Consider the following 11,733-nt stretch of genomic DNA (forward strand, 5'->3'; position numbering starts at 1 on the left):
GCGAACGGAGCTGGTGTTACGCGTGCAAGCGAGTAATCATCGTTGCATGAGCCACGACATCACCGCAGAGGTCCGCGCCTGGCTGTCCGGGCGCCTGCCGCAGGACTGGACCGCCGACGGCGAGACCGCCGTCACCGTCGACCGCGAGGAGATCACCGTCGTCCTCCCCCTGGCCGCTCCCGCGCTCGCCGACGACGCCACGGACGCCGAGCGCGCCCAGGCCCTCGCCGGCCGCGTGCAGGGCTGGCGCGAGGACACCCGCGAGCGCCGCATCGCGGTCGCCCGCGAGACCGAGCACCGCTTCGACCGCAAGGTCGCCTGGGGCGTGCGCACCGACGAGGGGACGACGCTCTTCACCCACCTGGCCGTGCCGGTGATGACGCGGCTGCGCCAGCCCGAGCGCCAGGTGCTCGACACCCTCGTCGAGGCCGGCGTCGCCCGCTCGCGCGCCCACGCGCTGGCGTGGTGCGTGCGGCTGGTCGGCGACAACGCCGACGCGTGGCTGGGCGAGCTGCGCGAGGCCATGGAGAAGGTGCGCACCGTGCGCGAGCAGGGGCCGTCGGGCTCCTAGGAGGTCCGCACGGTCGCGGACGACGGCACCAGCTCGACCCACGTGGTGCCCGGCGCGAGCAGCAGGGGCCGGCCGGACGACGTCCGCAGCACGAACGCGGCGCCCCGGCCGGCCTTGTGCCAGGTGCCGTCCACCCGGCGGCCGCCGCTCAGCAGCGCCAGCGACCCCGAGCCGGTCAGCACGGTCTCGGGCACCGGGTTGCCCACCGGGTCGCGGTACCCGGCGTCGCGCGTGCGCACGCGCAGCACCAGCACGTTGGCGGCCCCGAGCCGGCTGCCGCCCGCGGTGGTCGAAGGCGTCGAGCCCTCGGACCGCAGCCAGCGCTGCGAGCGCCGGTCGTAGGTCCAGCGCGGTGTGGCGGCGGGCGAGAAGCGCAGGTCCAGCCGGGTCGCGGCGCTGACGCCCGCGCCCCGCGTGGTGCTGGCGTACGCGCCGTCGGCCGCGAAGGGCAGGTAGGCGCGCGGCGGGCTGCGGTGGCCGCTGGCGGCTGCCGCCCAGAGCCGGTCGGCGCGGGCGTAGAGGTTGTGCGGTGCGTCGCGAGCGCCGGACCGGAAGTACGCCGACGACGGGTCGGAGGGCGTCAGCAGCTGCACCGGCGCCTTCCTCAGCCGGCGCAGCACGACGCCCGCGGCGCCGGACGACGCGAGCAGCCCGCGGGTGGGGCTCGCGAGCGCGGCGTCGACGTCCCGCAGGCTGCGCACGGGCCCGACCGTGCCGGGGTCGCGCGACTGGAACACCGCGGCGAAGCGGGTGATGCCGCCCTCGACGAGCTCCTCGACGACGACGTCCGCGCGGTCGAGCCCGGACTGCGGGCGGGCGGCCGAGGAGTTCTCGACCTTGACCACCAGGGCCGGACGGCGGGCGACGGCCGTGACCGGCAGCCCGGTGAGCGGGGCGACGGTGCGTCCCGGTGCGGACGACGAGGGGCTGGGGTTCGAGGTGCCCGACGGCGTCCCCAACCGCGGCGGTGCGGACGCCGGGTGGTCGCTGCTGCACGCGGCGGCGAGCAGCAGCAGGGCCACCGCGGCGGCGGTCGAGCGAGACGTCATCGACCCGAGGGTACGTGGCAACGGCGGTCACCGAGGTGACCGCCGTTGCCGCACAACTGCTGGGGAGCTGGACGCCGGGACGGCGCGGTGGTGGAGGCGGCGGGAATCGAACCCGCGTCCGCTGACGCAGAACCAGGACTTCTCCGGGTGCAGCCTGCTGTGGTGTTTCTCGGCCCCGGCGATCACGCAGGCAAGTCGCCGCCAGGCCCAGCCGCAGAAGGAGTCCCCGTCACCCCTGCGGCGCAGGTGACGAGCAGTGGCTCTCTGGATGACGCCAGCTACCGGGCCGAGAGCACTCCCGGGCTGACGGACTTACGCGACTCGCTCAGGCGGCGAGGGCGAAGTCGGTGCGCTTGGAATCGGCACCTATGGGTTTGCACGGAGCGTTGACGAGATGACCGTGCGTCCTCGACCCGCTTCTCCTGGGAGTACGACCAACGTCGAAACCGATCGCCCCCGAGGGGGTGGACCAGCTGACCGTGGCGTCCCGTGCGTCCAGTCTCCGCTGTGCAGTTGTGGCACCCATCCTAACGTCGCCGACCACCGATTTGTGCCCGTGAGCAGGTCAGGGGGTGCCGCCGTGCACCCGACGTCCCTACGCTGCGGGCATGGCCGACCCCTACGTCGTCGTGCTGTTCGGCGCGACCGGCGACCTGTCCAAGCGCAAGCTGCTGCCCGGGCTGCTGCACCTGTTCCAGTCCGGGCTGGTGCCGCAGATGTGCGTCGTCGGCACCTCGCTGGAGGAGCACGACCGCGACTCCTTCGTGGAGTTCACCCGCGGCGCGGTCGAGGAGTTCAGCGACCACCCTCTCTCGGACGAGCAGTGGGACGCGTTCGCGGACTGCCTGCAGTTCGTGCCCGGCGCCGACGGGCCGGACGGGCTGCGAGCCGCGGTCGAGAAGGCCGAGGCCGGCTTCGGACCGGGCGTGCAGCGGCTGCACTACCTCTCGGTACCGCCCAAGGCGGCGCTCGCCGTCGTCGGCATGCTCGAGGAGGCCCGGCTCGTCGAGCGCAGCCGGATCATCATGGAGAAGCCCTTCGGCACCGACCTCGCGTCGGCGGTCGCGCTGAACGCGGCGCTGCACGAGGTGTTCCGCGAGGAGCAGATCTTCCGGATCGACCACTTCCTGGGCAAGGAGGCGGCGCAGAACATCCTGGCGTTCCGGTTCGCCAACGGGCTGTTCGAGCCGATCTGGCACCGCAACAACATCGACCACATCCAGATCGACGTGCCAGAGGCGTTGGGGCTCAACGAGCGAGCCGCCTTCTACGAGGCCACCGGCGCGTTCCGCGACATGGTCGTGACCCATCTCTTCCAGGTGCTCGCGTTCACCGCGATGGAGCCCCCGACCGCGCTGGAGCCCTTCGCCATCAGCGAGGAGAAGAACAAGGTCTTCCGGTCGATGGCGATGATCGACCCCTCCAACGTCGTCCGCGGGCAGTACTCGGGGTACCGCGAGGAGCCCGGCGTCGCGCCGGAGTCCGAGACCGAGACGTTCGTGGCGCTGAAGTGCGAGATCGACAACTGGCGCTGGGCCGGCGTGCCGTTCTACTTGCGCACCGGCAAGCGCATGGCCGAGGGCGCGCGGATCATCTCGATCGCCTTCAAGGAGCCGCCCCGCTCGATGTTCCCCGCCGGCTCGGGCGTCGGCCAGCTCGGCCCCGACCACCTGACCTTCGACCTCGCCGACAAGTCGCGGATGTCGTTGTCGTTCTACGGCAAGCGACCCGGGCCCGGCATGAAGCTCGACAAGCTGAGCATGCAGTTCGCGATGCAGGAGACGAACTGGGCCGGCGCCGCGCTCGAGGCGTACGAGCGGCTGATCTACGACGCCATGCGCGGCGACCACACGCTCTTCAACACCGCCGACGGCATCGAGCGGCTGTGGGAGGTCTCGCAGCCGCTGCTCGACAACCCGCCGCCGGTGCGGCCGTACGCGCCGGGCTCGTGGGGTCCCAACCAGATCCACCAGCTGGTGGCGCCGACCGCGTGGCGGCTGCCGTTCGAGCGCGCCTGGCGCGACCCCAACGCCGCCGGCGCCTGACGGTCGGGCCGGTCGGGGTGGGGGTCGCGGTCAGCCGACGGTGATGACGACCTTGCCGCGGACGTGGCCGTCCTGCGACCGCGTCATGGCGTCCGCGGTGCGCTCCAGCGGGAACGTCTCGGCGACCTCGACCCGCAGCTCCCCCGCGTCGACGAGCGCCGCGAGCTCGGCCAGCCCGTCGACGTCCGGGCGCACGAACACGTAGCGGCCGCCACGGCCGAGCACGCCCTCGGCGTCCACGATCGACGCCACCCTCGACGGGTCGGCCACCACCGCGAAGCTCGCGTCGAGCGCGTCGCCGCCGACGTAGTCGACCGCTGCGGTGACGCCGTCCGGTGCCAGCTCGCGCACCCGCTCGACCAGCCCGTCGCCGTACTCGACCGGCTCGGCGCCGAGGGACCGCACGAACTCGTGGTTCACGGCGCTCGCGGTGCCGATGACCCGCGCACCGCGGGCCACCGCGACCTGCGCCGCCACGTGTCCGACGCCCCCTGCGGCCGCGTTGACCAGCACGGTGTCGCCCTCCCCCACGCCGACCGCGCCGAGGCTCTGCAGCGCGGTCAGGCCCACGAGCGGCAGCGCTCCGGACTCCTCGAACGTCGCCGACGCGGGCTTGCGGGTCACGTGGCGCACGTGGGCCGCGACGAGCTCGGCGTAGGTGCCGTGCTCGACGGAGTCCTTGCGCACGTAGCCGAACACCTCGTCACCCGGCGCCAGGTCGGTGACGGCGGGCCCGACGCGCTCGACGACGCCCGCGACGTCCCACCCCAGCACGGCCGGCAGGTGGTGCGGGAAGCCGCCCTGCAGGTAGCCCTCGCGGATCTTCCAGTCCACGGGGTTGACGCTCGACGCGCGCACCCGCACCAGGACGTAGTCGGGACCGACGACCGGGTCGGGCTGCTCGGTGAGCTCCAGCCGCTCGGGACCGCCGTAGGACGAGATGGTGATGGCCTTCATGCCCGCCGCAACAGGCGCGGGCCGCGCATCCTTCCCGCTACGGCGCCGTGACCACGAAGCTCGCGCTGGTGGCCGCGCCGCCGCGCGCGTCGCCGTCCGTGCGCACCCGCAGCGTGCGGGACCAGCTCGCCGCGGGCACGACCAGCTTCGTCGTCCCGGTGACGGACGTCGTCGCGCTGGCGACCGTGGTCCAGCTGCCGTTCACGAGCTGCTCGACCACGACCCCCACCGCCCGCGGCACGGCGACGGTGACCGTCACCAGCACCGTCGCTCCGGCCGCCACGGTGCGCGTGTACGACACCGAGAGCCGGGTCGAGACGGCGACGTCGACGCCGTCCGCGTCGGTGGCGACGTACCCCGGCACCGCCACGCGCGCCACGAGGGTCCCGGACTCCTTGGGCGCGACGGTCAGCGACCAGGTACCCGTGCTGGACGTCGTCGCGGTACCCAGCAGCACCTCGGTGCCGAGCGTGGTCTGAAGCACCAGCTTGACCGCCACGCCGGGCGCCGGGCCGGATATCCCGCCGTACGCGCGGTCGACGCGGCCGGTCGCCTTGGCGCCGCTGCCCGACACCAGCGCCGTCGGCGCCGAGGTGACGGTGACGGTCGGGGTCCACGTGCCGACGACCAGGGCGCCGAGGTCGGCCGACGCGGCGGGCTGGCCCGAGACGCCGGCGAACACCGCCGAGAGGCGACCGGCCACCTTCGGCGCGGTCGTGAGCCGCCAGGTGCCGTCGGCCGCGGTCTTCGCGGTGCCGAGCGACACCGCCGGCCCGGTTGAGGGCGTCACGCGCACGGTGACCGTGGCGCCTGCCACCGGCCGCGTGGCCTGGCCCGCGACGCGCGTGAGCGTGCCGTGCACCGGCAGCGGGGAGGCGTAGCCGACGTCGAGGGCGTCGGCCGCGCCGGTGACCTCGGTCGACGGCAGGCTCACCGCGAGCGAGCCCACGACGTCGTAGGCCGCCGGCCAGCCGGTGGTGGCCGGCAGCGTCACCCGCAGCAGCCCGGACGTCGTCGGCTTGACCGTCCCGCTGAACGTGCCGTCGTCGGCGACCTTGGCGGTGCCGAGGGTCTGCGCCGCACCGCTGGCGAGGACCTCCTGCAGCTGCACGGTCGCACCGGCGAGCGGCACCGACCCGTTGCCCCGGGCGCGGACGACGGAGCCGGACAGCACGACCGGGTCGCCGTAGTAGGTCGCGTCAGCGCTGGCCTCGGCCGACACCGTTGCCGCGCAACGGATCGGGGTGACCTGCACGGCCGAGGCGCTGGCGGTGGCGAAGGCGCCCGTCACGCCGGCGACGCCGAGCAGGCTCACGGGAGCCGAGGTCGAGGTCGTGGTCCGAGCGACGCCCGAGGCGTCGGTGAGCGCACCGACCGTGGTCGTGGCACCCGAGGCGGTCTTCTTGGCCACGGTGGTGCGCAGACCCTTGACCGGCAGGCCGGTGGCGACGTCCAGCACCGTGGTGAGCACCGGCGTGGTGGTGCCGGTGCACACGTCCTGGGCCGCGCCCGACTGGCCGACGAGCGTGGTCACCACGGTGACCGCGCGCGGGCCGCTGGCGGTGCTGAACGTCAGCGGGCTCGTCACGGTCTTCACCGCGCCGGTGCTGTCGGTGATCGTCGCCGTCACGGTCGTGGCCGCTGCAGCCGTTGCGCCGCAGGTGACCTGGGCCTGGAGGGCAGTGGGGTCGTCGAAGCTGCAGTCGGTGCGTGCCGACTTCCACGCGACCTTGGCGACGGTGACGCCGGTGGGCAGCGCCGGTGTCACCTCGGCCTGGGTCGGCAGCCCCGCGACGGCGGGGTTGTTGACGGCGATGGTGGCGCCCAGCCGCACCGGCGCGCCGGACGACCCGCCGCCGGTGCCGTCGCCGCCGCCGATCAGGAACCGCGAGCTGGCCGTGTTCCAGTGCAGCGCGAGCCACGAGCCCGGGTCGGGGTAGGTCGAGAAGTAGTCGTCAGAACCGCAGTCCAGCAAGTACTCCAGCGCCGACGAGCAGACCTGGACCATCGGGTGCGAGGTGCCGTCGGAGTAGCACATGGTGTCGGACTCGTCCCAGCAGTGGCCGTTCGCCGTGGCGTGCGGTGCCCCGGCGAACACCGACCCCAGCGTGTGCACCAGCTCGTGCGCCTCGACCGAGTGGCCGGTGCTGCCGTCGCCGAAGCCCCAGCAGCCGTTGTCGACCCGCGCGTACTGGGCGTAGCTGCCGTTGTTGGCGTTGTCCTGCCCCGGGTTGTCGGCGCGGTAGAGCAGCCCGATGCCGCAGAGCTTGTTGGCGTCGGTCCACATCAGGTACTTGCGGTGCGGGTCGCTGTACCCCAGCGCCTGCACGGCCGAGATGGTGCTGCCGAAGTCCTTGGTGGCGCCGACCGGCACGGTCACGTTGAGGACGTCGGCGACGCACCCGCCGCCGGACGGCCGGGTCACGTAGCGGACGTGGCGGACGCCGCTGGTCAGCGCCGCGGAGCGGTTCACGACGTCGTCCACGCCGGCCGCCCAGACCCGGATCGAGGGCAGCAGGTCGGCGTAGCGGTTGGTGACGCCCGCCTCGACCACGTACATCGCCTGCACGCGGTAGCCCGTCGTCCCGTCGCCGTCGCACGGCACGGCCGGGTCGACCGCGCCGCTCGCCGCTGCCGACGGGATGCCGACCTCCTGCGCCGCGAGCGCGGCCTGGGCCGAGGCGCCGTCGCGGTCGCGCAGCTCGGCCGTGCTGACCCGCTCGCCGACGTCGACCCCGGGCGGGGGCTCGTCGAGGTGGCCGCAGCGCACCGGCCCGATCTCGCCCGGCACCACGACCCGCTGGCCGTCGCCGCCGCACTCCGGCGAGCCCTCGCCGTGGTCGTGGTGGTGACCGTCCGCGGCCTCGTCGTGGTGGTCGGCGACCGCCACCGGCCCGGACGACGTCCGGCCCAGCCCCGCCGCCCCGGCACCCGGCGCCGTCAGCAGGACGGCGAGCAGCAGCCCACCCGCAGCGGCCGCGACGGACGCGGTGGACCGGCGGGCAGGGCGGGACGACGTGGTGCGGGCGGGCATCCGTGCTCCTCGTTCAGCGGACGCCTCCTGCGTCCACCCCGAGGCATCGTCAGCGCAGGCCCGAGCCCGAAGCCCGCACCGCCCGCGTCACCCGCAAGGCCTACCCGTCGGCGAGGCGGGCCGGGAAGCCGCCGGTGGCCACCGGCCCCCAGCGGGTGGGCGTGATCCGCAGCAGGCTCTTGCCCTGCTGCGTCATCGCCTCGCGGTACTCGTCCCAGTCGGGGTGCTCCCCCGAGATCGAGCGGTAGTAGTCGACGAGCGGCTCGAGCGCCTCGGGCAGGTCGATCACCTCGCAGGTGCCGTCGACCTGCACCCACGGCCCGTCGAAGTCGTCCGACAGCACGAGCACGCTGACCCGCTCGTCGCGCCGGGCGTTGGTGACCTTGGCCCGCTCGGGATACGTCGAGACGACCAGCCGGCCCTCGTCGTCGATGCCGCCGGTGACCGGCGAGGCCTGGGGCGAGCCGTCGGCGCGTCGGGTGACCAGCAGGAAGTGGTGGCGCGGCCGCACGAAGTCCAGCAGCGCGTCGCGGTCGACCCCGGTGTTCGTGGCGATGGTGCGTGGCATGCCCCCAGCCTCCACCCTGCGCGGCCCGCCGTCGCGCCGTCTCGCTGGGAGAGACCGCTGTCCCGGCTCGTGGACGCCTCGATAGGCTCGGTGCCGTTCCGCCGCGCCCGTCTGACGGAGGTCCCGCGTGTTCCGCAAGGTGCTGGTCGCCAACCGAGGTGAGATCGCCGTCCGCGCGTTCCGCGCCGCCACCGAGCTGGGGGCGCAGACCGTCGCGGTCTTCGCGCACGAGGACCGCCGCAGCGAGCACCGCTCCAAGGCCGACGAGGCGTACCGCATCGGCGAGCCCGGCCATCCCGTGCGCGCGTACCTGGACGTCGACGAGATCGTGCGCGTCGCCCGCGAGTCCGGCGCCGACGCGGTCTACCCCGGCTACGGCTTCCTGTCCGAGAACCCCGGGCTGGCCGAGGCCTGCGCGGACGCCGGGCTGACCTTCGTCGGGCCGCCCGCCTCCGTGCTCGAGCTCACCGGCAACAAGGCCCGTGCCATCGCCGCCGCCCGCGAGGCCGGCCTGCCGGTGCTGAGCAGCGTGCCGCCCAGCACGGACGTCGAGCAGCTGGTGGCGTCGGCCGAGCAGGTCGGCTTCCCGATCTTCGTCAAGGCGGTCGCCGGCGGTGGCGGTCGCGGCATGCGGCGGGTCGAGCGCGCCGAGGACCTGCGCGAGTCGATCGAGGCCGCCATGCGCGAGGCCGAGAGCGCGTTCGGCGACGCCACCGTGTTCCTCGAGCAGGCCGTGGTGTCGCCGCGGCACATCGAGGTGCAGGTGCTCGCCGACGGCCAGGGCGACGTCGTCCACCTCTACGAGCGCGACTGCTCGGTGCAGCGCCGCCACCAGAAGGTGGTCGAGATCGCACCGGCACCGAACCTCGATCCCGCTCTGCGGCAACGGATGTGCGACCACGCCGTCGCGTTCGCGCGACACATCGGGTACGTCAACGCCGGCACGGTCGAGTTCCTGCTCGCCCCCGACGGCCGGTACGTCTTCATCGAGATGAACCCGCGCATCCAGGTCGAGCACACGGTCACCGAAGAGGTCACCGACGTCGACCTGGTGCAGTCGCAGATGCGCATCGCGAGCGGCTCGACGCTGGCCGACCTCGAGCTGTCGCAGGACGTGATCCGGGTGAACGGCGCGGCGCTGCAGTGCCGCATCACCACCGAGGACCCGTCGAACGGCTTCCGACCGGACACCGGCACCATCACGACCTACCGATCGGCCGGCGGCGCCGGGGTGCGGCTGGACGGCGGCACGGTCTTCGTCGGGGCCGAGATCGGCGCGCACTTCGACTCCATGCTGGTCAAGCTCACCTGTCGCGGCCACGACTTCCCCGCTGCCGTGCGGCGCGCGCGGCGGGCCCTCGCCGAGTTCCGCATCCGCGGCGTCTCGACGAACATCCCGTTCCTGCAGACCCTGATCGACCAGCCCGACTTCGTCGCCGGCCGGCTCGCGACGTCCTTCATCGACGACCGGCCGCAGCTGCTGAGCCCGCGCGTCCCTGCCGACCGCGGCACCAAGCTGCTGACCTACCTGGCGCACACGACGGTCAACCAGCCCAACGGCCCCGGCCGCGGCCTGGCCGACCCGTCGACCAAGCTGCCGCCGCTCGACACCGAGGCGCCGCTGGCACCGGGGGCGCGCGACCTGCTCGTGCGGGTCGGCCCCGAGGCCTTCGCGCGGGCGCTGCGCGAGCAGACCGCGGTCGCGGTCACCGACACCACGTTCCGCGACGCGCACCAGTCGCTGCTCGCGACGCGCGTGCGCACGCGCGACCTGCTCGCGGCAGCGCCGGCGGTGGCCCGCCTGACGCCGCAGCTGTGGAGCGTCGAGGCCTGGGGCGGCGCGACGTACGACGTGGCGCTGCGGTTCCTGTCCGAGGACCCGTGGGACCGGCTGGCCGCGCTGCGCGAGGCGATGCCCAACCTGTGCCTGCAGATGCTGCTGCGCGGTCGCAACACCGTGGGCTACACGCCCTACCCGCTCGAGGTCACCGACGCGTTCGTCGAGGAGGCCGCGCGCACCGGCATCGACGTGTTCCGGGTGTTCGACGCGCTGAACGACGTCGAGCAGATGCGGCCGGCGATCGAGGCCGTGCGCGCCACCGGCACCGCCGTGGCCGAGGTCGCGCTCTGCTACACCGGCAACCTCAGCGACCCGGCCGAGACGCTCTACACCCTGGACTACTACCTCGAGCTGGCCGAGCGCATCGTCGCCGCCGGCGCGCACGTGCTGGCCATCAAGGACATGGCGGGGCTGCTGCGCGCACCCGCCGCGCGCACGCTCGTCACGGCGCTGCGCGAGCGCTTCGACCTGCCGGTGCACCTGCACACCCACGACACCGCGGGCGGGCAGCTCGCCACGCTGCTCTCGGCGATCGACGCCGGGGTCGACGCGGTCGACGTGGCCAGCGCCTCCATGGCCGGCACCACCAGCCAGGTGCCGATGTCGGCCCTCGTCGCGGCCACCGACCACACCGAGCGCGAGACCGGGCTCGACCTGCGGGCCGTGTGCGACCTCGAGCCGTACTGGGAGGCGGTGCGCCGGCTCTACGCGCCGTTCGAGTCCGGCCTGCCCTCACCCACCGGGCGCGTGTACGACCACGAGATCCCCGGCGGCCAGCTCTCGAACTTGCGCCAGCAGGCGATCGCCCTCGGCCTGGGCCAGAAGTTCGAGGCGATCGAGGACACCTACGCCGCCGCCAACCGGATCCTCGGCAACGTCGTGAAGGTGACGCCGAGCAGCAAGGTCGTCGGCGACCTGGCGCTGGCGCTCGTCGGGCGCGGCGTCGACCCGGCCGACTTCGAGGCCGACCCCGGCTCGTACGACGTGCCCGACTCGGTCATCGGCTTCCTGCAGGGCGAGCTGGGCGACCCGCCGGGCGGGTGGCCAGAACCGTTCCGCAGCAAGGCGTTGGCCGGACGCAGCACCTCGCGACCGCGCGTCGCCGAGCTCACCCCGGACGACGTCGAGGGGCTCGGGCACGACCGTCGCGCCACGCTCAACCGGCTGCTGTTCCCCGGCCCCACCCAGGACTTCGCCACCTCGCGCGAGAGCTACAGCGACCTGTCGGTGCTGCCCACCGAGCAGTTCCTGCACGGGCTGCGGCCGGGCGAGGAGGTCGAGGTCGAGATCGAGCCCGGCAAGCGGCTGCTCGTCGGCGTCCAGTCGGTGAGCGAGGTCGACGAGCGCGGCCTGCGCACCGTGATGTGCACGTTGAACGGCCAGCTGCGCCCGGTGCAGGCGCGCGACGAGAGCGCGGACGTCGACGTCCGGACGGCCGAGAAGGCCGATCCCGCCCAGGCCGGCCAGGTCGCGGCGCCGTTCGCCGGCGTCGTGTCGCTCGCCGTCGAGCAGGGCGCCACCGTCGCGGCCGGAGACACGGTCGCGACGATCGAGGCCATGAAGATGGAGGCGGCGATCACCTCGCCCGTCGCCGGCACCGTCGAGCGCCTCGCCATCGGCACCCAGCAGCAGGTCGAGGGCGGCGACCTCCTCCTCGTCGTCTCCTAGC

General features: G+C 73.9%; 7 protein-coding genes and 1 other RNA gene. 3 read left to right on the plus strand and 5 right to left on the minus strand.

The annotated features are described in order from the left end of the window. The first annotated feature begins 46 nt into the window (after positions 1-46). Positions 47-571 carry a hypothetical protein gene (locus tag ACYVJ4_RS07845; protein ID WP_460459555.1) on the plus strand — a complete coding sequence of 175 codons (525 nt, stop codon included), beginning with the start codon at positions 47-49 and terminating at the stop codon, positions 569-571. Here ACYVJ4_RS07845 and ACYVJ4_RS07850 read toward each other — a convergent pair. After that, a complete protein-coding gene (locus ACYVJ4_RS07850) occupies positions 568-1,620 on the minus strand; it encodes a DUF3048 domain-containing protein (RefSeq protein ID WP_460459556.1) in 1,053 nt (350 codons plus the stop codon). The genes ACYVJ4_RS07845 and ACYVJ4_RS07850 overlap by 4 nt on opposite strands. 88 nt (positions 1,621-1,708) lie before the next feature. Next, positions 1,709-2,078: a transfer-messenger RNA gene (ssrA, locus tag ACYVJ4_RS07855) on the minus strand. A 150-nt stretch (positions 2,079-2,228) separates the two neighbouring features. Here ssrA and zwf point away from each other — a divergent pair. Beyond that, positions 2,229-3,665, plus strand: coding sequence for a glucose-6-phosphate dehydrogenase (gene zwf, locus ACYVJ4_RS07860; RefSeq protein WP_460459557.1), 1,437 nt, complete (start codon positions 2,229-2,231; stop codon positions 3,663-3,665). A 30-nt stretch (positions 3,666-3,695) separates the two neighbouring features. On the opposite strand, the gene ACYVJ4_RS07865 is transcribed toward zwf, so the two are convergent. The 3 genes from ACYVJ4_RS07865 to ACYVJ4_RS07875 all read right to left on the minus strand — a co-directional run bounded on the left by ACYVJ4_RS07865 (position 3,696) and on the right by ACYVJ4_RS07875 (position 8,224). Then, positions 3,696-4,622, minus strand: coding sequence for an NADP-dependent oxidoreductase (locus ACYVJ4_RS07865; RefSeq protein WP_460459558.1), 927 nt, complete (start codon positions 4,620-4,622; stop codon positions 3,696-3,698). Between the two features lie 37 nt (positions 4,623-4,659). Continuing rightward, the gene (locus tag ACYVJ4_RS07870; protein WP_460459559.1) at positions 4,660-7,656 is read right to left on the minus strand and encodes a hypothetical protein; all 2,997 of its coding nucleotides are present in this window, start codon (positions 7,654-7,656) and stop codon (positions 4,660-4,662) included. A 100-nt stretch (positions 7,657-7,756) separates the two neighbouring features. Then, on the minus strand, positions 7,757-8,224 hold the full coding sequence (locus tag ACYVJ4_RS07875; RefSeq protein ID WP_460459560.1) for a PPOX class F420-dependent oxidoreductase: 468 nt from the start codon (positions 8,222-8,224) through the stop codon (positions 7,757-7,759). Positions 8,225-8,351: 127 nt separating this feature from the next. On the opposite strand from ACYVJ4_RS07875, the gene ACYVJ4_RS07880 reads away from it, so the two are divergent. Further along, positions 8,352-11,732, plus strand: coding sequence for a pyruvate carboxylase (locus ACYVJ4_RS07880; RefSeq protein WP_460459561.1), 3,381 nt, complete (start codon positions 8,352-8,354; stop codon positions 11,730-11,732). Position 11,733: the final 1 nt, after the last annotated feature.

The organism is Angustibacter peucedani (assembly GCF_054779595.1).

Bases quoted from the DNA above. Each gene is read 5' to 3' on its own strand.
- ACYVJ4_RS07865 (WP_460459558.1), bottom strand. From the start codon at position 4,622: ATGAAGGCCATCACCATCTCGTCCTACGGCGGTCCCGAGCGGCTGGAG.
- ACYVJ4_RS07870 (WP_460459559.1), bottom strand. From the start codon at position 7,656: ATGCCCGCCCGCACCACGTCGTCCCGCCCTGCCCGCCGGTCCACCGCG.
- ACYVJ4_RS07845 (WP_460459555.1), top strand. From the start codon at position 47: ATGAGCCACGACATCACCGCAGAGGTCCGCGCCTGGCTGTCCGGGCGC.
- ACYVJ4_RS07875 (WP_460459560.1), bottom strand. From the start codon at position 8,224: ATGCCACGCACCATCGCCACGAACACCGGGGTCGACCGCGACGCGCTG.
- ACYVJ4_RS07850 (WP_460459556.1), bottom strand. From the start codon at position 1,620: ATGACGTCTCGCTCGACCGCCGCCGCGGTGGCCCTGCTGCTGCTCGCC.
- zwf (WP_460459557.1), top strand. From the start codon at position 2,229: ATGGCCGACCCCTACGTCGTCGTGCTGTTCGGCGCGACCGGCGACCTG.